At 69.6% G+C, this 23787-nt stretch carries 14 protein-coding genes; 5 read left to right on the forward strand and 9 right to left on the reverse strand.

What is annotated here, in order from left to right:
• Nucleotides 1-175: 175 nt before the first annotated feature.
• The 4 genes from ATSB10_RS15260 to ATSB10_RS15275 form a co-directional block, all read right to left on the reverse strand.
• Complete coding sequence (locus ATSB10_RS15260) at nt 176-2971, reverse strand: TonB-dependent receptor (protein WP_169816723.1); 2796 nt, start codon at nt 2969-2971, stop codon at nt 176-178.
• Between the two features lie 71 nt (nt 2972-3042).
• A complete protein-coding gene (locus ATSB10_RS15265; protein ID WP_063673599.1) occupies nt 3043-4059 on the reverse strand; it encodes a FecR family protein in 1017 nt (338 codons plus the stop codon).
• Entirely contained in the window at nt 4056-4622 is a 567-nt protein-coding gene (locus ATSB10_RS15270) for an RNA polymerase sigma factor (protein WP_083966249.1), read from the reverse strand. Before ATSB10_RS15270 ends, ATSB10_RS15265 begins: the two co-directional genes overlap by 4 nt.
• Nucleotides 4623-4832: 210 nt before the next feature.
• Complete coding sequence (locus ATSB10_RS15275; protein WP_063673600.1) at nt 4833-6851, reverse strand: bifunctional 2',3'-cyclic-nucleotide 2'-phosphodiesterase/3'-nucleotidase; 2019 nt, start codon at nt 6849-6851, stop codon at nt 4833-4835.
• A 174-nt stretch (nt 6852-7025) separates the two neighbouring features.
• Between ATSB10_RS15275 and ATSB10_RS15280 the strand changes: the two genes are divergently transcribed.
• Nucleotides 7026-8765: a sulfatase-like hydrolase/transferase gene (locus ATSB10_RS15280; RefSeq protein WP_063673601.1), complete on the forward strand. Its 1740-nt coding sequence runs from the start codon at nt 7026-7028 to the stop codon at nt 8763-8765.
• Between the two features lie 18 nt (nt 8766-8783).
• Here ATSB10_RS15280 and ATSB10_RS15285 read toward each other — a convergent pair whose 3' ends face one another.
• The 5 genes from ATSB10_RS15285 to ATSB10_RS15305 all read right to left on the reverse strand — a co-directional run bounded on the left by ATSB10_RS15285 (nt 8784) and on the right by ATSB10_RS15305 (nt 15540).
• The gene (locus ATSB10_RS15285; protein ID WP_063673602.1) at nt 8784-10754 is read right to left on the reverse strand and encodes an alkaline phosphatase family protein; all 1971 of its coding nucleotides are present in this window, start codon (nt 10752-10754) and stop codon (nt 8784-8786) included.
• 83 nt (nt 10755-10837) lie between these two features.
• Nucleotides 10838-11986 carry an N-acetylglucosamine-6-phosphate deacetylase gene (gene nagA, locus ATSB10_RS15290; protein WP_063673603.1) on the reverse strand — a complete coding sequence of 383 codons (1149 nt, stop codon included), beginning with the start codon at nt 11984-11986 and terminating at the stop codon, nt 10838-10840.
• The gene (locus ATSB10_RS15295) at nt 11986-13020 is read right to left on the reverse strand and encodes an SIS domain-containing protein (protein ID WP_063673604.1); all 1035 of its coding nucleotides are present in this window, start codon (nt 13018-13020) and stop codon (nt 11986-11988) included. The genes nagA and ATSB10_RS15295 overlap by 1 nt, the downstream gene beginning before the upstream one ends.
• A gap of 109 nt (nt 13021-13129) precedes the next feature.
• On the reverse strand, nt 13130-14191 hold the full coding sequence (locus ATSB10_RS15300; protein ID WP_063673605.1) for a LacI family DNA-binding transcriptional regulator: 1062 nt from the start codon (nt 14189-14191) through the stop codon (nt 13130-13132).
• A gap of 89 nt (nt 14192-14280) precedes the next feature.
• Nucleotides 14281-15540 carry a sugar MFS transporter gene (locus tag ATSB10_RS15305; RefSeq protein WP_205631147.1) on the reverse strand — a complete coding sequence of 420 codons (1260 nt, stop codon included), beginning with the start codon at nt 15538-15540 and terminating at the stop codon, nt 14281-14283.
• Nucleotides 15541-16041: 501 nt separating this feature from the next.
• Between ATSB10_RS15305 and glk the strand changes: the two genes are divergently transcribed.
• From glk to ATSB10_RS15330, 4 genes are all read left to right on the forward strand, one after another.
• The gene (gene glk, locus ATSB10_RS15315) at nt 16042-17046 is read left to right on the forward strand and encodes a glucokinase (protein ID WP_063673608.1); all 1005 of its coding nucleotides are present in this window, start codon (nt 16042-16044) and stop codon (nt 17044-17046) included.
• A gap of 139 nt (nt 17047-17185) precedes the next feature.
• On the forward strand, nt 17186-20086 hold the full coding sequence (locus tag ATSB10_RS15320; RefSeq protein ID WP_063673609.1) for a TonB-dependent receptor: 2901 nt from the start codon (nt 17186-17188) through the stop codon (nt 20084-20086).
• Between the two features lie 169 nt (nt 20087-20255).
• A complete protein-coding gene (locus ATSB10_RS15325; RefSeq protein ID WP_063673610.1) occupies nt 20256-22601 on the forward strand; it encodes a beta-N-acetylhexosaminidase in 2346 nt (781 codons plus the stop codon).
• Nucleotides 22598-23698, forward strand: coding sequence for an acyltransferase family protein (locus ATSB10_RS15330; protein ID WP_063673611.1), 1101 nt, complete (start codon nt 22598-22600; stop codon nt 23696-23698). Before ATSB10_RS15325 ends, ATSB10_RS15330 begins: the two co-directional genes overlap by 4 nt.
• The last annotated feature ends 89 nt before the right edge of the window (nt 23699-23787 follow it).

The raw sequence follows: 23787 nt of genomic DNA on the forward strand, positions 1-23787 counted from the left end.
TAATGGTGGCGACACAGGGGGTGTCGACGCAGCGCCCGCCGGCGCAGCACGCCACGCCGGGGAGGCGAGCGGGGCGAAGACTGGCGGGGGCGTTGTCGATCGACATGGTTTGGACACTACGGGCGGATTTGTGGCGGCGTCAACAGGTGCATTTGCAACCATGCCGGCGCCATGGTCAGCGCTGGTAGTGGACGCTCAAGAGGAAGTATCGGCCGACCACGTCGTCGAATGAAGGGCTGTAGGCGAGCGAAGGGCGGCCGTAATAGACCGGCTGGTGATCCAGGGCGTTGTGGATGTTCAGGCCGAAGCGCCAGTGGGGAACGCCGCCGTACTCGAGGTTGAGGTCGAGCAGGGTGAAGGCCGGCGTGTCGCAATGCCCGGCATCGCGCAAGACCTGGGGGCAGGCGAGCGGGCTGTCGGCGCTGGACTGGAAGGCGTAGTGCCCGGTGTAGCGCAGATTGGCGGTGGCCACCCAGTTGCGCAGCGTCCATTCGATGCCGGCCAGCGCGGTCGCCTTGGGCTGGTCCGCGTAGCCGTCGTAGGACTGCGGTGTTGCGCCGGGCTCGATCTGCCGCCGCAGCTTGGAGAGCCAGTCCACGCCGAGGCTGAAGGCGAGGCTGCCGTGGCGCGTGGTATCCAGCCGGTAGCGCGCGTCCAGGTCGAACGAACGCACCATGGTCCTGCCCAGGTTCACCAGTTGCTGGTCGAACGCGTACAGCACGCCCTTGTCGTTGCGGCGGAACAGCTCCGGATAGGCATCCGGGTGGTCCAGCGCGTAGGACACCGGCAGCGGCCGGATCTCGTTCCGGCGATCGACCTGGTAGACATCCAGTGCCACGCCCAGGGCCGGAGTCGGCGCCCACACCACGCCCAGGGTGAGGCTGCGCGAGCGTTCGGGCTGCAGCGCCGGGTTGCTCACGCTGTCCAGTCGAAGGGTGCACAACGAGTAGCCCGGAGAGGTCGCCGCCGGGCTCTGGCACGGCAGCAGGCTGTTCGGGACTTCCACCCGCACGCCGGTGGGGAGCAGCGCCTGAGGTCGGTCCAGTTCGGGCAGCGTCGGTGCACGATAGCCTCGCGCGAGGGTGCCGCGCAGACTGACGCTCTCGGTCAGGTCCCACTTCAGCCCCAGCTTCGGGGAGAAGGCCCAGCCGAACCCGCCGCTGTGGTCGGCGCGGCTGGCCAGGTTCATGGTCAGTCCCCTGGCCAGCGGTGTTTCCAGCTCGACGTAGGCGGCGGAGATCCAGCGGTCGCCGCGCCGCACGTACGGCGGCTGGAACTGGAACACGTCGTTGGAGATAAGCAGCGGGTCTGGTTGGTCTTCCAGCTTTTCGCGGTAGCCCTCAATGCCCGCGGCCAACCCGATGCTGCCCTCCCGCCACTCGGCCAGCGGGCCGTCGGTGCGCAGGCTGAAGCCGGTCTGGCTGGTGTGGCCAGAGCGCATCAGCGTGGGTGCCAGCGCCGCCAGCACGGCCGCATCGTTCTGCCCTCCTGGCTGGTAGCTGCCATCGGCCAGCGCCTGATCGAGCACGCTGGAGCGCAGCAGGCCCTGTGCCCGGTCGGTTCCGGCATTGTGCTGGCTGTCCAGGCGCAGATCCCAAGCCCAGTCGCCCGGCGTGCCGCGGAGACCGACACTCACCTGGGTGCTGCGCGATTGGGTGAAATCGCGGATCGGCCCGACGTCGCTGAACGCGTAGTTGACCACCTGCGTGTCCTGCGGCGCTGCCGGATCGTAGAACCCGATCTGCTCGGTGGCCGGGCCGGTCTGCTGGTGCTGGCGCACCATGTTCCAGCGCAGATCGGCGTAGGCCCGCAGCGAGCCGAGCGGGTGATCGATGTGGGCGAGCAGCGAGCGGCTGTCCAGTTGTGTCTGCAGCGTGGTGACCGGGCCGGAGGTGTTGACGCACGGGCCGTCCAGCGACGTGCGGGTGCAGCCGCCGCCCTGGCTGTCGTAGCCGATCTGGCCACCGTCGAAGTAGTAGTAGCCGTTGCTGTCCTCGCCGGAGTTGCGCGCCCAGGCACGGTCCCGGCCGAGCAGCGGCGATCGCTTGAGGTAGTCCAGTCCCAGGATCACGTGTCCGCCGTGGCCGAATGCCGTGCCGGCGCTGATCGTGCCGCGGTGCTGGGCGGCGTCGCCACGGGAGGAGATGCCGGTATTGGCATCCACCGCGACGCCCTGGAACTGCTTGCGCAGGATGATGTTGACCACGCCCGCCATGGCGTCGGAACCGTAGATCGCCGACGCGCCGTCGCGCAGTACCTCGATCCGCTCGACCAAGGGCAGCGGGATGCTCTCCAGGTCGTTGACCAGGGCGAACTCGCCCTGCGCCAGGCCGTAGCCGGCCATGCGCTGGCCATCGACGAGGAACAGCGTGGCGGTGGCCCCCAGCCCGTGCAGGTCGACCGCCGCGGCGCCCGTGGCCCCGGACAACCCGTTGGCCTGATACAGCGCGTTGTCGGTCATCGCCACCGGGGCATTGTTTACCCGCACGCCCGGCTGGGCGCGCAGCAGTTCGAACAGCGTCTGGTAGCCGCTCCGCTCGATCTGCTGGCGGGTGATGACGGTGAGTGGCGAGGCTGTCTCCACCTCGGTGCGGCGCAGATGCGTGCCGGTCACTTCCACCGGCAGCAGCGGTACCGGAACGTCCTGCAGGGGGACCGCCGGGAGCGCGCGCCCCACGGGCAGCGCAGGCGCCGTTCGTGCCGCGGGAAGCCGGAGCACGAAGGTGTCCGCCGTGACCCGCTGCGCCTCCAGGCCGCTGCCGCGCAGCAGTTCGGCCAGGGCATCGGCTGGCGTGAAGTCGCCCTCCAGCGGCCCGGCCCGGCGATGGGCGGTCAACTCCGGCGGATACAGCAGCTGGATGTTTCCGCTGCGGGCCAGCGCACGCAGGGACTGGTCGAGCGTGCCCGCAGGCAACTGGTAGTGCCGGGTCGCTCCCTGGCCGTGCGCTCCTACGCAGGCTATGCCAAGCATGAGCGCCAGCGCGACTGCGACGGACCGGCGAAGCGGCGCGGCGGGCGCAGACTGGCGCGAGGGCATGCCGTTCAGCGTGGCTCGGCAGGCGGCAGCAGGGTGAGTTCCTTCGCACCGGTGCGCACGGCGCGCAGCTTCCAGCCCTGGGCGAGCGCCTCGGCCAGGGCCTGCTGGTCGCCCGCGTGGAAACGGCCGCTGACCTTGAGCCCGGCCAACGACGGATCGCCCAGGCGCAGCTGGGTCTGCGAGTATCGGTTCATGGCCCGCAGCAGCTCGTCCAGGCGCTGCTCGCTGAAATTGAACTCACCCCGGGTCCAGCCGCGCGCTGCGTCCACGTCCAGCGGGGTGACCGGGCCGGCCTGCCCGGTGGTGTCGATGTGCAGTTGCTCGGCGGGCTTCAGGTCGCTGACCCAGGCATGTCCGACCGCATCGCGGCTGACCGAGACACGCCCTTCCAGCAGGCCGACGGTGACGCCGTCGGCGCTGCGGCTGACCTGGAACGTGGTGCCGATATCGCGGACCAGGTTGCCGTCGACCACCACCATGAACGGGCGGGCGGGGTCGTGCGCCACATGGAACTGGGCGCGGCCGTTGCGGAGGATCACCTCGCGCCGGTGACCGTCGAAGCGTGCGACCAGGCTGGTTTCCGCATCCAGCGCTACTTCGGTGCCATCCGCGAGGGTGACCGCGCGCGGCAGGCCCACGCCGGCGGCGTAGGTCTGCCCGCCCAGGTCCGGTCGGTCGGTCATGATCTGCACGATGCTGACCGCAACCAGCAGGCTGGCGGCGATGCCGGCGACCAGCCACCAGGCGCGCCGGGGCGGCCGGGCCGCCCGGCGCCGGCTGAAGTCACGTCTTGCGGCGCGTGCCACCGCGCGCAGCATCGGGTCGCCGCCGAGCAGCGCTGCATTACGGTGCAGGTACTCCACCTCCGCGTAGGCGGCAGCGTGCTCGGGGTTGGCCGACCGCCAGCGCTCGAAGGCATCCTCGTCCTGCGGGCTGCGGGCCGGCGAATGCAGCCGGGCCAGCCAGTCCTCGGCGCTGTTCGGAAAGTCGGGGGTTGCGTGTTCCGTGGCTCGCCGATTCATGGCCTGACCTCCGTGTGATATGCGCCCAGGCGCTCGCGCAGCAGGCGCAGGGCCCGGCTGATGTGCTTCTCCACCGCCTTCACGCTGATCCCGCAGTGTTCGGCGATCTCGGTGTAACTCATTCCTTCGATCCGGTTGAGCAGGTAGATCTGGCGACAGCGGTCGGGCAGGCGCAGCAGCGCACGCTGCAAGGCAGCCAGCTCCTGTTCGGAGGCGGTGCGCTGCTCGTGCGACGGCTCGCTCGCGGCCAGCTCGACCGTCTCTTCGTCCAGACTCACGTGCAGGGCATCGAAACGGCTGGCCGCACGCCGGCCGCGATCGTGCAGCGCATTCACCGCGATCCGGTAGAGCAGGCCGGACCAGGTGTCCGGTGCATAGCCGCGATAGCGGATCAGCCGCGTGAGGCTTTCCTGGGCCAGGTCCTCGGCATCGTCGGCCGAACGGGTCCGGCGCTGCAGGAAGCGCACGAGTCCGTCGCGCTGCGATCGCACGAAACCTTCGAACTCGTTTGCGTCATCGGCCTGCGCGAGTGTTCGCTTCGGGCCGGCCGGACCCAGGGCCATGCCGCGACACCGTGTATTGACCAGGGAAACAGTCGTCACGATATCGCAACCGCCGCGGCTTGTGGCTAACGAAATAAAAGTGCTTCCGCGTCCATGCGGAAGTCTTTGGGCCGCTCTCCATGCGCGGGGGGCATCCGGGCCGGTTGCCGGTCGGCATCCGGCCCACACCTCGTTCAACGCCCGAGGTGCCCTACCCCCCTACCTCCGATTTCATGGCGACAGGTCGATCGCATAGGTCGCGGTGCCATCGCCGTGGTCGGCGAGCTGGCGGATGCCGGTCAGGCCGGCCGCGGCGGCCACGGCCTGCTTGCCAGCGGCGCCCTCGAACACCACCGGACCGCGGGTCTGCAGGGGGGCGAAGTGCCAGGAGGTCGGCTCCAGGTCGCCCGGTCCCAGATGCTGCTTGTGTCCGATCCAGCGGGCGAGGATCTCGCGCGCGCCATCGGGCGAGGCCAGTACGATGCTGTTGCCGTCCAGCCCGGGGAAGTGGCCGCCACCGTTGGCGCGGTAGTTGTTGGTGGCGACGATGAACGGCTGGTCCGGGGTGACCGGTTTGCCGTGGTAGGTCAGCGAGGTGATGCGCTCGCCGGCCGGCCGGGTCAGGTCGATGGTGTAGGCGATGCCGCCCTGGATCTGGTCGAAGTTGTAGCCCACGTAGTGCGGGTTGATCAGCTCCTGCGGGGCGGCCTTGGCCGGATCGATGCGGTTGAAGCGGCGGGCCGACTGTTCCAGCCAGGCCTTCACGCCGGCCCCGTCGGTTTTCACGGCGGCGAGGGTGTTGGGGTAGAAGTACAGGTCTGCCGCGTTGCGCAGGGTCAGCGGGCCAGGCGCCACGTCGGTGTAGTCGTCCGGACCGCCGAAGCCGGTGCGGAATGCCGCTGCCGCCGACAGCACCGGCACCCCGGCCAGTTCCGGGTGGGTCTTGGGCAGTTCGCGGCGCACGTAGTCCGCCTGGGCGGCGTTGATGGGCGCCAGCGCGGTCATGTTGCCCTCGTCGGCGAAGTAGCTGCTGAGCCGGACCGTGGTGTCGCCGATCGGCGTGTTGACGTAGGCGATGGCCGCTTCGTGCACCCTGGCCACCAGCGGGGCGATCGCGGGATCGGGCGCGACGCAGTCTGGCGCCTTGCCCCGGGCGGCGGGGCGGCAGATCGGCCGCACTTCGCCGTGGCTGTCGGCCTTGTCGACCACCCACCGCCCGTCCCGGCGCACCAGCGCCAGCTTGATCAGGCCCAGGTCCTTGCCGAAGAAGCCTCCCATCACCGCCGGTACACCGCGCACGAAGCCGCGCTTGGCATCCACGTCCTGCATGCCCGCATAGTGCGGACCGGGAAATTCGGTATGCGAGTGCCCCAACAGCAGCGCGTCGATGCCCGGCACGCCGGCCAGGTACCAGCCGCCGTTCTCCATCCGGTTCGTGTAGGGGTGGGTGTCCAGGCCGCCGTGCAGGATCGCCACGACCAGATCGGGATGCTCGGCCTCGAGCTGCGGGAGGTATTTGCGGGCGGCCTCGACCACGCCGCTGACGGTGACCTTGCCCTCCAGCTTCTGCTTGTCCCAGTCCAGGATCGGCGGCGGGGTGAAGCCGATGATGCCCACCTTCAGCGGCACCTCGATCCGGCTGCCGTCGGGGGTGTAGGCCTCGATGGTCTTGGTGACCACGGTCCACGGCTTGAAGATCGGCTGGCCATCGCGTGCGCTGTACACGTTGGACAGCACCAACGGGAAATGCGGGCCGTCGCAACGCTTGCGCAGGCCGCCGTCCACGTTCATCGGCGTGCCGGTGACCTGCGAGAGGAAGCCCAGGCCGTAGTTGAACTCGTGGTTGCCGGCGGTACCGCCGTCGTAGCCCACCGCATCCATCGCGCGGTAGATCGCCAGTTCCTGGTCGCAGCCCACGGGTTTGGCCAGCGCCTGGTAATCGGCCAGCACGCTGCCCTGGATGGTGTCGCCATCGTCGAACAGGAAGGTATTGGGGAATTCCCTGCGTGCCTGGCGGATCAGCGTGACCGTGCGCTCGTAGCCCAGGGTCGGGTCGGCTTTCAGCTTGTAGTAGTCGTAGCCGAGGATGTTGGAGTGGATGTCGGTGGTCTCCAGCACCGCCACGTCGGCGCGCGCGCCGTCCGGAAGCGCGGCGGGGCGCAGGCCGAGGTGGCTGCAGCCGGCGAGCAGGGCCGCGCCGAGCGCGGCCAGGGCGAGGGAGGCGGTGGGAGCGTGACGGGGCGGGAGCATGGGACGGGGCCGTTGGCGTGCGGGAGGCGAAACCTAGCAGATCGGCGTGACCGGCGGCCCCCCGGCGTCTTGCCGAACGGCCGGCAACGCGGTTGCGGATGGCACGCGGCAGCGCCCGTCATGTGGCCGTAACATCCACGTCACGATCAATCGTGTCCGCACAGGGGTGGATCGATGCCAACGTCCGATGTCCGCACGCCGGCTCCCCCGTGGGGCCGCTGGCTGGCGCTTGCCGGTTTTGTTGCCTGCGTGGCGTGGACCGCGGGGCGGGAGCCCGCTCCCGGTGAGCGTCTGTTCGTGCTGTCGGTGATGCTGGCCACCGTGGCGATCCTGCTGGCCGCCACCGCGCGGCCGGCGCTGGCGCTGCTGTTCGGTGGCGGCGCATTCGTGCTGCTGAAGGTGCTGGGCCAGTTCAAGCTGCGCTACCTCGACTCGTCGCTGATGCCGGCGGACTTCGTCTATTTCGTGCGTGCCAGCCTGCTGGAGACGCTGGAGCACTACCCGCCACTGCTGCTGGGGGCCGCCGCCGTCACGCTGGGCCTGCCGTTGCTGGCGGCGTGGCTGTGGCGGCGCGAGCCTCCAGTGGATCGTGCGCTCGCGCCGCGCCGTGCGCTGGCCAGCCGCCTGCTGGGGGTGGCCATCGGCGTGCTGGCGATGCACGTGGTGCTGGCGCCGGACGGGCCGTTCGCTGCGGCGCACCGCCGGAACGCGTGGGAGAAGTTGTCCGATCCGGCCCAGCTGACCAACTTCTTCGTCAATCTCGAGGACGACGACATCCATCTGCCGCCACGTTCGGGCGATGCGCAGGCCGAGCGGCAATGGGCCGCCACCGCGGCGGGCGTGCGCCCGGCCACCCCCGCCGGTGCAGCGGGGTATCCCGACATCGTGCAGGTGCTGGAGGAGAGCACCTTCGATCCCTCTGGCTTCACCGCCTGCAACCTGCCGCCGTGCCGGGTCGGCATGTTCCGGCCCGACGCGCGCACCCGCGCAAATGGCGCCCTGCGGGTGCACACCTTCGGCGGCGGCACCTGGGTCAGCGAGTTCGCTTCGCTGACCGGGCTGCCGCAGAGCATCTTCGGGCCCGGCGGGATGTACGCGCCGTACGTGCTGGCGCCGCGGGTGCGCGACACGCTGCCACGCCAGCTGCAGCGGCTGGGCTACCTCACGGTGGCGATCTACCCCACCGCCGGCGGCTTCATCAATGGCCGCAACGCCTATCGCGACTACGGCTTCGACCGCTTCTACGACGTCAACGATCTCGGCCTGGTGGCTTGGAAGAGCAGCGACGCACAGATCTTCGACGCGGCGTGGAAGGTCTACGGCCAGCTCAAGCGCCCGGGCCGGCCGGTGTTCATGATGATCCTCACGCTGGCCCAGCACGGACCGCACGACCTGCACCCGCTGTCCTCGCTGCCGCCGCCGTACAACCGCGGCCTGCTGCACGACCTGCCGGCGCCGGCGGCGCTCAACTTCGACACCTACCTGGCCCGCCTGCAGGCCTCTGACCGGGCCATGCGCGGGCTGGAGGCCCACTTCCTCGGTCGTGCGCAGCCGACCGTGCTGCTGAACTTCGGCGACCACCAGCCGGCCTTCAGCGGGTTGATCCGCGACTTCGCCCGCACGCTGCCGGCCGGTGCATCGCCTGCGCTGGACGCGAAGCGGGACTACCTCACCTACTACATGCTCAAGAGCAACCTGGCCGATCCCCCGCTGCTGCCGCGCTATCCGGTGCTGGACATCGCGTTCCTGCCCAGCATGGTGCTGCAGGCCGCCGGCCTGCCGGCTGATCCGTACTTCGCGGCCGAGACCGAGCTACGCGACCGCTGCGACGGCCTGTACACCGACTGCGCCCAGCCCGCGCTGCTGGCCTCGTACCACGCCTGGATCTTCGACCGCCTGCATGTCTATCAGTAAGGCGGTCGGCGGTCCGGCTCAGTGGCGATCCGCCGCGGCCTGGTCGAAGTAGGTCCAGCGGCGACCGTCGAAGCGCAGCACCTTCTGCTTCACGGTGAAGCTGAAGCGGGTGGCCGGCAGCGGCGCGCCGTCGATGCGCACCGTCTTAAGCCCGGTGGCCGCCGTCGCCGGGCGGATTGCCGCAGGCGCCACCGTGTAGTCCGATACCGGTCGCGCCAGCGGGCCGGACAGCGCCTCGTGCAGCACGCGGCCCTGCGCGGTCGGCAGAGTCAGGCCGAACACCGCGGCCAGCGTCGGCGCCAGGTCGACATTGCCGCTGGGCAGCGGATCGCGCATCGCCTGCCGGAAGTCCGGGCCGCTGGCGACCAGCGTGTTGTGCACGTCGATCGGGCTGAAGCTGCCGTGCTGGCCGCGCTCGGTGGATACCGTGCCGACCTCGGTGCCGCGGAAGCCCTGCACCACGGCGTTCGCGTCCCAGGCATAGCTGATGATCACGTCGGGTCCGCGCTTCGCGTTGCCCAGGTGCACCGCTTCGGCCGGCAACGTGCCGGGCAGGGCGCCGTAGCGGTGGGCGACGAAGACGGTGTTCACCACCGCGCGCGACTGCAGGAAGCGCACCAGCCGCCGCACCAGTGCCGGGTCGTGCGAGGGCACGTAGTAATAGTCGGTGCCGTCGTTCGGGGCGATCACCACCGCGTCGGCCGGCAGCTTGTCGGGTACCTCGTAGCTGGGCGTGGTGTAGGGGCCCGGCTTGCCGCAGATGCTGCCGTCGTCGTCATAGCGGGTCGGGTGCAGCCGCGAGCCGTCGGCGCGGATGCCGCTCATCACCGGCGCGTAGATGCAGCCCTGGCCGTCGTAGGCGTGGAAGCCGGCGCGGGTCAGGTCGTCGGCCATGCGCAGGCTGCCGGAGACCGAGTAGCCCCACTCCGGATCGGGCCCGCCGACGCGGCCGTCGTTGATCGTACGCAGCGGGAACAGGTCGGCCGGGCCGGCCACGTTGCTGTGGCCGTGGTCGGACACCACCACCAGGTCGGTGTCGTCGGCCATGCCCAGTTCGCGCAGCTTCGCCTCGAGCCGGCCGAGCAGCTCGTCCTGCGCCTGCAGCGCGCGGTGGAACTCCGGCGAGCCTACGCCGTACTGGTGCTGGGTGGTGTCGGGATTGCGCAGCCACACCACGCTGATGTCCGGCCGGTGTTTCGGCAGCACCTCGTCGAGATACACCTGCATCATCCAGGCGTTGGCCGGCCCCGGCGTGGTCTCGCCGCCGGCGGTGGCGTCCGAGGTGACGCCATCGCGCAGAGTGGCGAGCTTGCCCGGCGCGGTCGGCGCGCCGTTGTCCTCGGCCAGCTGCAGCAGCGACGGCGCGTAGGCGTGGATCGTGTTCGCCGGCAGCGGGTAGCCGGCGCGCTGCAGTTCCTTCGCAAAGCGCAGTGGTAGCACGGTGTTCTCGTCCAGCAGCACGTTGTCGCCGCCCTGGTCCGGCAGCTTGTAGTCCTGCAGGAAGGCCGGGCCGGACTTGCCGATCACCGCCGTGGTCAGCCCGGCCCGGTGCGCGGTGGCCAGCAGGGTCGGCACCTGCAGCAGCTCGCCGTGCTCGAGCCGGTCGAGGTCGCGCAGCACCGCGTAGTCCTCGGTGTAGATCGGGTCCTGGAAGTCCGCCGCCTTGCCCTTGGCGTTCAGGCCGTCGCCGCCGGGCGCCCAGAAGCTGTTGCCGTAGAAGCCGATCGGGCCGGGAAACGCGCCGGTGGCGAAGCTCGACGCGTTCGCCATGGTGAAGGTGGGGTAGGTAGAGTGGTTGTCGGTGAAGAACACCCCGCGCCGCGACAGCGCCAGCAGGTTCGGCGTGTCCTCGGCGCTGATCGCGTCCGGACGCATGCCGTCCCACACGAACACGATGACGCGGTGGTGCGCGGCGGGCGCGGCGTGAACCGTGCCGCACAGGGCGGCGAGGCCGAGCAGCGGGGCGGCCAGGCGACGGAGCAGGGACATGCGGGGACCTCGATTCAACGGTGGTGGTGCGGTGGACTACGGATGATCGCACCGCCCCGATTGCAGTCCCGTGGCAGCGCGGCTCAGGCGGCGAACGCGCCCCCGATCCAGCTGCCCTGCACGGTCAGCGTGTCGTCCAGCAGCACCAGGTCGGCGCGCTGCCCGGCGACGATGCGGCCGTGGGTGGCGCCCAGCCCGATCCAGTCGGCAGGGTAGGCGCTGGCCATGCGCGAGGCCTCGGCCAGCGGCACGCCGACCATCTGCACCAGGTTGCGCAGGCCGGTGGCCATGTCCAGCGCGGAGCCGGCCAGCACGCCGTCGTCGCTCTGGCAGATGCCGTCCTTCATCACGATGGTCTGGCCGTTGAGCACGTAGTCGGGCCGGTCCGAGCCGACCGGCGGCATCGCATCGGTGACTAGCACGCTCTTGCCGCGGGCCTTCGCCGCGATCGCCACGCGCAGGCTGGCCGGGTGCACGTGGTGGCCGTCGACGATCAGCCCGCACCAGCTGTCGGCGTCCTCCAGCGCGGCGCCGACCACGCCCGGTTCGCGGCTGGCCAGCGGGGTCATCGCGTTGTACAGGTGGGTGAAGCCGCGCACGCCGGCATCCAGCGCGGCGCGGGTGGTGGCGTAGTCCGCGCCGGTATGCCCGGCCACCACCACCACGCCGGCTTCGCTCAGCCGGCGGATGGTGTCGGTGGACACGCACTCCGGCGCCAGGGTCAGCATCACCACGCCCAGGCGCGGCCGGCAGATCAGCGCCAGGTCGTCCTCGCCCAGCGGGCGGAACAGGCTGGCATCGTGGATGCCCTTGCGGGCGCCGGCCAGGAACGGGCCTTCCAGGTGGATGCCGAGGATGCCCGGCACGCCCTGCTCGATCGCCGCGTCCATCGCCTCCAGCGCGCGCGCCATCACCGCGGGCGCGTCGGTGATCAGGGTGGGCAGCAGGCCGGTGGTGCCGAACTTCCGGTGCGCCGCGGCGATCCCGCGCAGCGTCTCCACCGTGGGTGCGTCGTTGAACAGCAGGCCGCCGCCGCCGTTGACCTGCACGTCGATGAAGCCGGGCAGCAGCAGTTGGCCGGCCAGGTCGTGCCGCTGCGCCGCGGCCACGCGTGGATCGTGCGCCGGGCACACGGCGAGGATACGTTCGTCCCGCAGCAGCACGGCGAGCCCATCGCGGGGGCCGTGCTCGCCCATGACGCGGCCGTTGACCAGGGCGGTGGTGGCGGACATCAGACGGTCTCCGTGACCTTGCGCAGGTGGGGCGGCACGTCCGGATCGTACCCGCGCGCCAGCGCGAGCGCCGCGGCCGCCTTGTAGAAACTCTGCACGGCCAGCAGCGGAGCGGTCAGCGGCGAGACGCCCGCCGCCAGTGGCAGGCAGTCTTCATCATCGACGCCGGGGGCCGCCAGCAGCACGCGGGCGTTGCGCTGGCGGAATTCGCCGGCCACCGCCAGCGTGTTCGGCAGCGTGCCGTCGTCCTGCGCGAAGAACAGCACCGGGAAGCCGGCGCCGACCAGCGCCATCGGGCCGTGCTTGACCTCGGCCGCGCTGAACGCCTCGGCGTGCAGGCCGCAGGTTTCCTTGAGCTTGAGCGCGGCCTCCAGCGCCGCGCCGAAGCCGAGCCCGCGCCCGACCACGAACAGGTTCTGCACGTCGCGCAGACCCTCCACCATCGGCGACCAGTCGGCGTCCCAGCCGGCGCGCAGCTGGCCGGGGAGGTCGGCCAGCAAGCCGTCGAGCGCGCCGTCGCCGCGCCAGCAGGCAGTCAGCTGCAGCACCGCGGCCAGCGAGGCGAGGTAGCTCTTGGTGGCCGCCACACTCTTTTCCGGGCCGGCATGCAGCGGGATGAAGGTGTCGGCCATCGCCGCCAGCGGCGAGTCCTCCACGTTGACCAGCGCCAGCACGGTGGCGCCAGCGTCCTTCGCCGCCTGCGCCGCGCGCAGCAGGTCCGGACTCTTGCCGGACTGTGAGATCGCCACGAACAGCGCGCCCTCGAGCTTCAGCGGCGCGTCGTAGATCGAGGACACCGACGGCGAGGCCGAGGCGGTGACCAGCCCCAGCTGGGTTTCGAACACGTACTTGGCGTAGGCCGCGGCGTGGTCGGAGCTGCCGCGGGCGCAGGTGACGATGAAGCGCGGCGGATTCGCGCGCAGCCGCGCGCCCAGTTCGGCCAGCCGCCCGGCACTGCGGGCGAACTGGCGCTCGATCACCTCGGCGCTCTCGCCGGCCTCGCGGTACATCAGGGTGGTGCTTGCGTCTTTCATCGGGGTATCCGTCAGGCGAAAGGGAACGCGCAACCGCGCGCCACGGCGCCGGTCGGGCGTCGTGGATGGCGGTGGTGGGAATGGGGTAGGGCCGGCGCGCGGCCGGCGGTCAGTCCGCGCGCTTGCGCGGCACGGCACCGCGCGGCGGCGCGGTGGAGCCGCGCACCACCAGCTCGGGCACGAAGCCCTCGTTGGCCGGTGGCGGCGTGTCCTCGCCGGCCTCGCGATGGGCCAGCTCGTCCATCAGCCGCAGCGCGGCGTGGCGGGCGATTTCGCGGGTGGACTGGCGCGCCGTGGTCAGCGCCGGCCAGGCCTGCTTGGAGAACGGGTTGTCCTCGAAGCCGGCGATGGAGAGATCCCACGGCACGTCCAGCCCGGTCGAGCGCGCCGCGGCCAGCACGCCGGCGGCGATCTCGTCGTTGCTGCCGAAGATCGCGGTGGGCGGCTCCTTCAGCGTGAACAGCTTGCGCGCGCCGCGGAAGCCGTCGTCGAAGGCGTAGCGGCCGGGCAGCACCAGCTTCTTGTTGAGCGGGATGCCGTAGTCCTTCAGCGCGTCGGCGTAGCCCTGGTAGCGCTCGGGGCTGGAGCGATGGTGGGGTTCGCCCCACAGGAAACCGATGCGCGTGTGGCCGAGCTGGATCAGGTGCTCGGTGATCGCATAGGCCGCGTCGCGGTCGTCCACGTAGACGCAGGGGTAGCCGTCCTTCGGATCCTCGCGCGAGGCGATGATGCGCACGAAGCCCACGTCGTGTTCCTTCAGCGTGGCGATCAGCTCCGCCTGCTCGGACATCGGCGGCGCCAGCACCAGGCCGGCCAGCCGCGCGCGCTTGACCAGCGAAACCAGTTCGTCCGCCAGGTGCGGCGAGCTCGCATCGCAGGGATGGATCTGCAGCCCGAAGCCGCGCTCGCGGCAGGCCGACAGCACGCCTTCCTGCAGGCTGATCACGTAGTGCGCGTTCGGGTTGTCGTAGACCAGGCCGATCGCGTAGGAGTGCGCCGCGCGCAGGCTGCGCGCGGACAGGTTGGGCCGGTAGCCCAGTGCCTCCACCGCACGCTCCACCTTCTGCCGGGTGTCGGCGCGCACGGACGCCTCCTGGTTGATCACCCGCGAGACGGTCTTGAGCGAGACTCCGGCTCGCTTGGCGACGTCCTTGATGGTGGCATGGCGCAACGGGTGGCACTCCTGGCAGGGGGCGACGCATCGTAGCCCACCCGGCCCGGCCGGTGGCGGATACGGGGGGCGCCGCCGTCATCGCGATCTCAGCCGGCGTGCTGGCCGACGCGGTGCCCGCGCAGGCCGTAGAACAGGATGTACAGGTAGCACGGCACCATCAGCAGCACGAAGGCGAGCTGGAAATCGATGTGCAGCTTCAGGTGCGCAAAGGCCTGCGGCAGGATCGCGCCGCCGGCGATACCCATGATCATCCAGGCCGAACCTGCCTCGGTGTGCCGACCCAGGCCGTTGATCGCCAGCGGGAAGATCGCTGGCCACATCATCGCGTTGGCAAAGCCGAGCGCGGCTACAAAACCCACCGAGATATAGCCGGAGGTGGCATAGGCGCCCAGGCAGAACAACACGCCGAGCACCGCCGACACCGCCAGGTAGCGCTGCTGGCTGATGAAGCGGGGGATCAGCACCAGCCCGGCCAGGTAGCCGACCAGCATCGCGCCCAGGGTGAATGCGGTGAAGAACTTGGTCTGGTCCAGCGGCAGGTGGAAGCTGGCGCCGTAGGTGCCGATCGCGTCGCCGGCCATCACCTCCACGCCGACGTAGAGGAACAGGCACAGCACGCCCAGCCACAGGTGCGGAAAGCTGAAGAGGCTGCCGTCGCGGTGGCCGATCGCCGCCTCGGCATTCGCGCCGGAGGGCTTGATCTCCGGCAGCGAGGAGAAGGCGATCCAGATCGCCAGCAGCACCAGCAGGCCGGCCATCACCAGGTAGGGAAGGTGCACCTTGCCGGCGAAGGCGTTCAGCAGCGCCTCGCGGGCTTCCGGGGTCGGCGCCGCCTTGACCTGGGCGTCGATGTTGTCGATGCCGCTCAGCACCAGCGCGCCGATCACGAACGGCGCCGCAATGCCGGCGATCTTGTTGCAGATGCCCATGAAGGCAATGCGCTGCGCCGCGCTTTCGATCGGGCCGAGAATGGAGATGTACGGATTGGACGCGGTCTGCAGCATCGACAGGCCAGCGCCGATCACGAACAGCCCGGTCAGTGCCCCCGGATAGATGCGCATGGTGGTGAACTGGCCGAACGTCGCCGCGCCGACCGCCATCACGAACAGGCCCGCAGCGATGCCCTTCTTCATGCCGATGCGCCGGAGCACGGCCGATGAAGGAAGCGAAAAGACGAGATAGGAGATGTAGAACGCGAACGGCACCAGGAAGGCGTTCACGTCGTCGAGGTTGAAGGCCAGCTTGACGAAGGTGATCAGCGGTCCATTGAGCCAGGTGACGAAGCCGAAGATGAAGAACAGCACGCCGATGATGATCATCGGCCCGAGCGTGGAGCGGCCGGCCATCGGCGCGGCGTCGAGCGTGGTGGACGACATGCGGAACTCCCCGGAACGGTCTGCAGCGGCGTGATGGACGGTCGGGCGATGCTCCCCGGCCTCGCCTTTCCCAGGCTCGCTTTATGGACGTCCATGGCCAACGTTGTCAATCGGGCCCGACGGATCGTGTCGCGGCGAAGATCATCCGTCCGGCCCGCTGCTGGACGCCTGCCCACACCCCCGAGTGATGCGATGCGACAGTGCCATTTTGTGACCCATGCCGCCGAAAATCCACGTTTTCATGCGCTCCACGAGTTCGCTTGGGGTGTCCAGCCGGCCGCCTGTCGGGTGGGCCTGTTGCGTCGCGCCATCGATCGCCATGACCCTGTCGAAGGAAATAGTTGACAACGTTGTCACGCCGTAGACACACTCGGTCGCCATGGGGTCCCGTGGGCGGTTCGCCGCGAGGGATCCGAGGGAACGAAGGGGGAATCCGGCGTGGCGGACGTGGCGGGACAAAGCGCAGCAACGATGGCGGCGGGCGCCACGCGACCGTTCCTGGCGGCCGACGTGGGCGGCACCCACGCCCGCATCGGCCTGGTCAGTCGCACGCCCGGCACCGCGCAGCCGGTGCAGGTGCATGCCTACCACCGCTACGCCTGTGCGGACTGGCCCAGTCTCACCGCGGTGCTGGAAGACTTCGTCACCCACCTGGCGCCGGCTGCACCGATCGAGCAGTGCGCCGTGGCCAGCGCCGGCTACGTCCTGGGCGACGCCATCGTCAACGACAACCTGCCGTGGCCAGTGTCGATCCGCGAGATCCGCGAGCGGCTCGGACTGTCCCGCCTGGCGGTGGTCAACGATTTCGAGGCGGTCGCCTTTGCCACCCAGTTCCTGACCCGCGCCGACACCATCGGCGTGATCGACAACACCGCACCGGCCGCGCCCGGCCCGGTGCTGGTGATGGGGCCGGGCACCGGCCTGGGCTCGGCGGTGCTGCTGCCGGGACCGCAGGGTCCGACGGTGCTGGCCACCGAGGCCGGGCAGATCGCGCTGGCGCCGGGCAACGAGCGCGAGATCGCGATCCTGCGCATCCTCGCCCGCGAGCGTTCGCACGTGTCGTTCGAGCACGCGCTGTCCGGCCCCGGCCTGCTCAATCTCTACCAGGCGCTGTGCGAGCTGGAAGGCCGCGAGCCGACCCTGGCGCGCCCGGCCGACATCACCCGCGCCGCGCTGGACCGCAGCGATGTGCACGCGGTGGAGGCACTGGAGGTGTTCTGCGGGCTGCTCGGCAGTTTCGTCGGCGATCTGGTCCTGCTGTACGGGGCACGCGGGGGCGTGTTCCTGGCCGGCGGGATCCTGCCGCAGATCCGCGAGCTGCTGCTGACCAGCTCGTTCGCCACGCGGTTCTTCAACAAGGGCGTGATGCACGCCTACCTGCAGCAGGTTCCGGTTCGCCTGATGGAGCACGGCCAGCACGGCGTGATCGGCGCGGCGGGACTGTACCTGGAGGGTCATTCGGCGACGGAGTGCTGAGCACGCCGTCGCCCTGGTTCCGGTTTCGCAACACCCACGATGCAGTAGTTCCACGTCAACGGGCGCAAGCCCAGCAACTTCACCGGCCGCGGCATCCCGCTAGAGGACCGTCGCCGAATGGCTCTGAGGGGAGGACACCATGTCACATCGCAAGACGTTGTTAGCCGCGAGCATCATCGCCAGCCTGTGCATCGGCGGAACGCTGCACGCCCAGGATGCTTCCAAGCCGGAGAAGACCGCTCCGGACAAGACCAAGGCCCAGCAGCTCAGCGCGATCACCGTCACCGGTATCCGGGCGAGCGAGGCGATGTCGCTGGACACCAAGCAGGCGGCGAACTCGCACGTCGAAGTCGTGTCCGCGGTGGACATCGGCAAGCTGCCGGCGAAGAACATTGCCGATACCATCGCCCAGCTGCCCGGCGTCAACATCGCCGATGCGGCGGGCGCCGAGGGCGGCTTCGACGAAGCCGACCGCGCCAGCATCCGCGGTAGCGCCCCGTCGCTCACGCTGACCACGGTCAACGGTCACGCGCTCGCCTCGGGCGACTGGTTCGTCGTCGGCGGTGGCGGTACCCGCAGCGCCAGCTACTCGATGCTGCCGTCGGAAGTGGTCAGCCAGGTCGTGGTGCACAAGACCTCCGAGGCGAAACTGCTCGAAGGCGGTGCGGCCGGATCGATCGACATCATCACGCGCAAGCCGCTGGAGTTCGGCAAGCCCTTCTCGGCCGAGGCCAGTGTGGGTGGCGTCTACAGCGATCTGGCGAGCAGCACCAAGCCGCAGTTCAACGGCCTGGTCAACTGGAAGAACAGCGACGACACGTTCGGCGTGATGCTGCAGGGCTTCTACGAGGAGCGTGACCTGCAGCGCGAAGGCCAGGAAATGCTTGGCTATTCGTACATTCCGACCGGCTCGGCGGTGGCCACCCAGCTCGGCCTCACCGGAGTCAACGGCAGCGCCAGCACCGGTGTGTTCTATCCCAACCTGCCGGGCGCCGCGCTGTTCACGCAGACGCGCAAGCGCAAGGGCGGCTCGATCGACCTGGAGTGGAAGGTCCTCGACAACCTGACCCTGAACCTCGATGGTTTCTATTCCAAGATGGACGCCACCGACTACAACCGCAACTACATGCTGCGGCTGCGTGACCGCCTGCCTGGCGACACGCTCACCAGCTACTCTCTGCAGGGCAACATCCTGAGCAGTGCGGCGATGGCGCCTCAGGCGGGCCTGTCGCAGGGCATCTACGACATGATCTCGCGTCCGGGCGAGAGCGAGTCCAGCCGCTACTTCACCCTTGATGCGGACTGGAAGGTCAGTGACACGCTGAGTTTCACGTTCCAGGGTGGTACGACCAAGGGCACCGGCAACACGCCGACCCAGGACGTGATGGAGATGGATACGGGCATTGGCCAGTCGGCCAGCTACGCGATGAACGGCGTCGGCAAGCCCGCCAACTGGACGCTGGGTGGTAACAACTCCTCGTTCGATACAGCGACCGCCGGCCTGTCCTGGATCTTCGGCGAGCAGAACATCCATGTGATCGACAAGGAACACTGGTTCCAGGCCGACGGCGAACTCGACTTCGACGAGGGCGCGCTCGCCTCGCTGCAGTTCGGCGCACGCTATGCCGAGCACACCCACGACAGCCCCACCGATGTCGCGCAGGGTCCGAACTGGGCCTCGGCGGTGCAGTTCGGACCGGGTTCCACCATCTACCCGGCGTCGGGCGGCAACTACCCCGGCAGCTTCGCCGGCGACGTGGGCGTGGGCCAGATGCCCTCGAACATCTGGTACTGGACGCCTGCCCAGCTGAAGGCGCTGAACGCCGCCTATGCCAACCGGGCAGTGACCGGTGACACCAGTTCGCGGCTCTATCCGAACGGCATCTACTCGATGAAGGAGAAGAACAGCGCGGCCTATCTGCAGGCCAATTTCTCCGGCGAGAACTGGAGCGGCAACGTCGGCCTGCGTTACGCGTCCACCGACGAGAACATCGGTTACACCAGTCCCTCCATCGTCGAGTCCAGCTACACCGGCCCGTACCTCAACTCGGCGTTCTATCCGGGCGGCTGGTACTACAACCACTACAAGCACCACTACGGCAAGCTGCTGCCGAGCTTCAACATCAAGTTCAACCTCAACAGCGACGGCAGCCTGCTGGCACGCTTCGCCGCCTCGCAGACGCTCACTCGTCAGGACTACGGTCAGCTGGCCGGGTTCCTCAACCTGAGTGATCCGCTCACGGCGGACGGCATGGGCTCGGGCTCCGGCTCGAACCCCTACCTGAAGCCGCTGCTGTCGACGAACTTCGACGCATCGCTGGAGTGGTATTTCGCACCGCGCGGCCTGTTGTCCGCCGCCGTGTACGAAATGGACCTGAGCAACTACTACGACTACGGCACGGTCACGCGCACGTACCTCAACAACCGCCTGACCTACGACCGGATCACCAATCCGTCGAGTACGCCGATCTACAGCAACTACCTGGTCAGCGTGCCGGTCAACGTCAGCGGCAAGCTGAAGGGCGTGGAGCTGAACTGGGTGCAGCCGATCGGCGACCACTTCGGAACGCAGGTCAACTACACCTACAGCAACGGGCACTCCTCCGGCGGCACCTACCTCTACAACGCCGATGGAACCTTCGGCAACAACGTGGCTGCCGGCAATCGTCCGCTGTTCGGCACCTCGCGTGACACGGTCAACGCCTCGGCGTTCTTCGAGGATGCCCACTGGAATGCCCGCGTCAACTACACCTACCGCTCCTCGTTCTATGACGGAATGATGTCGGTCCAGGGTGGCTCGCTGGGCAACACGATGCCGCTGCTGCCCTACTACCAGGCCGGTACCGGCTACCTCTCGTTCTCGGCCGGCTACAAGTTCAACGAGCACCTGAGCGTCTCGTTCGACGCGATGAACCTCAACAATCCGACGCTGAAGTACTACGTGAAGGGTTCGCAGGCCGGCCTGGGCTTCGACAAGGCGCCGGAGGCCTTCTACACCAACGGCCGTCAGTACTACCTGACCGTGAACTACAAGCTCTGACCTGCCTCGCGCGGCGCCGCCTCGACCCCGTCGTCGCGCAAGGCATCGGCCATGGATGGCCGCCTCCCTTTAGAGTTTCTTTCTACTCCCCGCGGGTCCGATCTTCGGGCCCGTTTTTTTTTTTAACTGCGTGGCAGCATGCCGGTTGCCACCGTCGCAGGAGTGATCGATGCCCCGTCGCCCGACCCTGATCCGCCTGGCCCTGGTCGTCGCCGGTTCGTTCGTGGCGGCGTGCTCGCCGACCACCGCAACCCGTCCCGCCGCCTCAGTCGCCGCGCCGCCGCCGGCCCCCGCAGTGCCGCCGCTGTCGCTGATCCCGCAGGTGGCTTCGCTGCAGCGCGCGCCGGGCAGCTTCGTGCTCCGTTCCGGTGACACGCTGGGCGTACCCGACGGCGATCGGGCCGCTGCCGGTGCCGCGCAATGGCTGGCAGAGAGGGCGCGGGCCAGCCGCGGACTTGCGCTGCCATTGGCGACCGGTGGCGATGTCGCCGCGGTGCGTTTCGTGCGCGATGGATCGGTCGCCGCCGCCGAGGGCTACCGGCTGGTGATCGCGCCCGGGGGCGTGCAGATCCGTGCGCGCACCGATGCGGGCCTGTTCTACGGTGCCGTCACGCTGTGGCAGGTGCTCACCTCGGTGCCGGCTGGCGCGCCGCTGCCTGCACTGGCCATCGACGATGCCCCCCGCTTCGCCTGGCGCGGCCTGATGCTCGACTCCGTGCGCCACATGCAGACGCCGGAGGAGATCCGCACGCTGATCGAGCAGATGGCCGAGCACAAGCTCAACGTGCTGCACTGGCACCTCACCGACGATCAGGGCTGGCGTATCCCGATCAAGCGCTATCCCGAACTCACCCGCATCGGCGCCTGGCGCATCCCGCCGCACGCCGGCCACGACGGCGAGCCGAAGCGCTACGGCGGCTTCTACACGCAGGCGCAGATCCGCGCACTGGTCGCCTACGCCGCGGCCCGCCACATCACCGTGGTGCCGGAGATCGACCTGCCGGGCCACGCCACCGCGGCGGTGGCTTCGTACCCGCGCCTGGGCGTCACCGGCAAGCGCCCTAAAGTGTCGGTCGACTGGGGCGTCAACACCACGCTGTACAACCCCAGCCCGGCCACCGTGCGCGTCATGGAGCACGTGCTGGACGAGGTGATGGCGCTGTTCCCCTCCCACTACATCCACCTGGGCGGCGACGAGGCGGTGAAGGACCAGTGGCAGGCCTCGCCCGCGGTACAGGCCGAGCGCAGGCGGCTGGGTCTGGCCAGCGACGATGCGCTGCAGAGCTGGTTCATGAACCAGCTCGGCAGCTACCTCGGCGCCCACGGCCGCCGCATGATCGGCTGGGACGAGATCCTCGAAGGCGGCGTGCCCGGCGATGCGGTAGTGATGTCTTGGCGCGGCAGCAAGGGGGCGGTGGAGGCGGCGGGCAAGGGGCATGACGTGATCCTGTCGCCCGCGCCCGACCTGTACTTCGACCAGTTGCAGAGCGATCGCGCCGACGAGACCACCGGCCGCATCCCGGTGAAGTCGCTGGCCGACATCTACGCCTTCGAGCCGGTGCCGAAGCAGCTCGACGCGGCCGGGGTGGCCCACGTGCTGGGCGCACAGGCCAACGTGTGGACCGAGCACATGCCGAGCTTCGCGCACGTCGAGCACGCGGTGTTCCCGCGGCTGGATGCGCTGGCCGAGGTGGACTGGACGCCCGTCGTGCGTCGCGACTGGCACGACTTCCTCGCCCGCCTGCCGGCGCAGCTGGCCCGCTACCGGGCGGCCGGCATCGCCTATGCCGACAGCGCCTTCGCCCCGGACATCGCGGTGGATGCGGACGCTGCGCTCGCCTCTGGCCGCACCCGTGTGACGCTGTCCAACCAGGCGAAGTACGGCACCCTGCGCTACACCCTCGACGGCAGCGCTCCCGATGCGCACGCGTCGGTCTACACCGCCCCGTTCGAGGTGGGCCTGCCGGTGACCGTGCGCGCGGCGGCCTACGCTGCCGATGGCAGCGTGCTCGGTGCGCCGCGCAGCCGGGTGATCGACCGCGTCGCGTTGCTCACCCGCGGCACCACGGCGCTGGCGAACTGCCCGGGCAACCCGTTCCGCCTGCGCGTGCAGCCGTTGCCGGACGTCACCTCGCTGTCGCCGGTGTACGAGCTGCCGCTGTTCAACCGTTGCCAGCAATGGGCCGATGCGCCGCTGGACGGCATCCACGGCCTGCATGTCGTGCTGCAGCGCCTGCCCAACAACTACGCGCTGGCGCACGACGCCAAGCTGGTGGTGCAGCGCCCGCACGCTACGCCGTTCGGCGAGCTGGTGGTGCACCTGGACCGTTGCGATGGCGAGGTGCTGAACCAGTGGACCCTGCCGGATCCGTCGCGCGCGCCGCGCACGCTGACGTTCAACGCGGCGATCACGCCGCCGCCGGGACGCCACACGCTGTGCTTCGCGCTGACCGCACCGAACGATGGTCCACTGTACGTCTTCGACCGGGTGCAGCTGCTGGATGCCGTGCGATGACCGATCCGGCCCGGCCCGGGTCGAATCCGTCGCCGGCCTCCGCCAGGCTCGCCTCGGTCGACGCCCTGCGTGGCCTCACCGTCGCCGCGATGCTGCTGGTCAACGATCCCGGCGACTGGGGCCACGTGTACTGGCCGCTGGAGCATGCCGAGTGGAACGGCTGCACGCCGACCGACCTGATCTTTCCTTTCTTCCTGTTCATCGTTGGCGTGTCGATTGCGCTGTCGCTCGGACCCCGGCTGGCGCGCGGCGACGCGCGCGCTCCGCTGTTGCGGGCGGGTCTGGCGCGTGCGCTGCGGATCGTGTTGCTGGGCGTGGCGATCAACCTGCTGGCGGCCTGGCTGCTGCCGGGGCGCGACATGCGCTGGCCGGGCGTGCTGCAGCGGATCGGCGTGTGCTTCGCGGTGACCGCGGCGCTCGCCATCTACACGCCGCGCCGGGCCTGGTGGGTCTCGCTGATCGGCCTGCTCGCCGGCTACGGCCTGCTGCTGCACTTCGGCGGCCTGGCCAAGTGGGACAACCCGGTCGACCGGGTCGATGGCGCGCTGTTCGGTCGCTATGTGTGGGACCGCAATGCGATCACCGGCCAGGTGCACGATCCGGAGGGCCTGCTCAGCACCTTGCCTTCCATCGCCAGCACCCTGCTGGGCCTCTGCGCCGGCACCTGGCTGCGCGCCGGATCGCGGCGGACCCTGCTGCTGGCCGGTGCGGCGCTGCTCGCCGCCGGTTGGCTGGGTTCGGCGGCGATGCCGTTCAACAAGAACCTGTGGACGCCGAGCTTCGTGCTGTGGACCGCCGGCTGGGCGATGCTCGCCCTGCTGGCCTGCCACGTGCTGATCGATCGGCGCGGCTGGCCTGCGCTGGGCCGGCGTTTCGGCGTCAACGCCATCGCCGCGTATGCCGGCTCCGAGCTGATGCAGATCCTGCTGCCGGCCAGCGGTCTGCAGCCGGTGCTCTACCAGCGCGGCTTCGCCGGATGGATCACGCCGCTGGCCGGCCCCTGGGTCGCCTCGCTCGCCTGGGCGATCGCCTTCGTGGCGCTGTGGTGGGCGATCGTGTGGGCGATGGACCGGCGTGGGATCCATCTGAAGCTGTAGCCTCGCGGCCACCTGCCATGTAGCGGTAAGGTACGCCGGGTACAAGGCGTGTCTGCCGCCGGAGTCGCGCCGATGCACCGCCCAGTCCT

Origin of the sequence: Dyella thiooxydans, from assembly GCF_001641285.1 — a bacterium.
Classification (GTDB): domain Bacteria; phylum Pseudomonadota; class Gammaproteobacteria; order Xanthomonadales; family Rhodanobacteraceae; genus Dyella_A; species Dyella_A thiooxydans.

Bases quoted from the DNA above. Each gene is read 5' to 3' on its own strand.
- nagA (WP_063673603.1), bottom strand. From the start codon at position 11,986: ATGTCCGCCACCACCGCCCTGGTCAACGGCCGCGTCATGGGCGAGCAC.
- ATSB10_RS15265 (WP_063673599.1), bottom strand. From the start codon at position 4,059: ATGAATCGGCGAGCCACGGAACACGCAACCCCCGACTTTCCGAACAGC.
- ATSB10_RS15285 (WP_063673602.1), bottom strand. From the start codon at position 10,754: ATGTCCCTGCTCCGTCGCCTGGCCGCCCCGCTGCTCGGCCTCGCCGCC.
- ATSB10_RS15330 (WP_063673611.1), top strand. From the start codon at position 22,598: ATGACCGATCCGGCCCGGCCCGGGTCGAATCCGTCGCCGGCCTCCGCC.
- ATSB10_RS15275 (WP_063673600.1), bottom strand. From the start codon at position 6,851: ATGCTCCCGCCCCGTCACGCTCCCACCGCCTCCCTCGCCCTGGCCGCG.
- ATSB10_RS15270 (WP_083966249.1), bottom strand. From the start codon at position 4,622: ATGGCCCTGGGTCCGGCCGGCCCGAAGCGAACACTCGCGCAGGCCGAT.
- ATSB10_RS15305 (WP_205631147.1), bottom strand. From the start codon at position 15,540: ATGGCCGGCCGCTCCACGCTCGGGCCGATGATCATCATCGGCGTGCTG.
- ATSB10_RS15295 (WP_063673604.1), bottom strand. From the start codon at position 13,020: ATGAAAGACGCAAGCACCACCCTGATGTACCGCGAGGCCGGCGAGAGC.
- ATSB10_RS15325 (WP_063673610.1), top strand. From the start codon at position 20,256: ATGCCCCGTCGCCCGACCCTGATCCGCCTGGCCCTGGTCGTCGCCGGT.
- ATSB10_RS15320 (WP_063673609.1), top strand. From the start codon at position 17,186: ATGTCACATCGCAAGACGTTGTTAGCCGCGAGCATCATCGCCAGCCTG.
- ATSB10_RS15260 (WP_169816723.1), bottom strand. From the start codon at position 2,971: ATGCTTGGCATAGCCTGCGTAGGAGCGCACGGCCAGGGAGCGACCCGG.
- ATSB10_RS15280 (WP_063673601.1), top strand. From the start codon at position 7,026: ATGCCAACGTCCGATGTCCGCACGCCGGCTCCCCCGTGGGGCCGCTGG.
- glk (WP_063673608.1), top strand. From the start codon at position 16,042: ATGGCGGCGGGCGCCACGCGACCGTTCCTGGCGGCCGACGTGGGCGGC.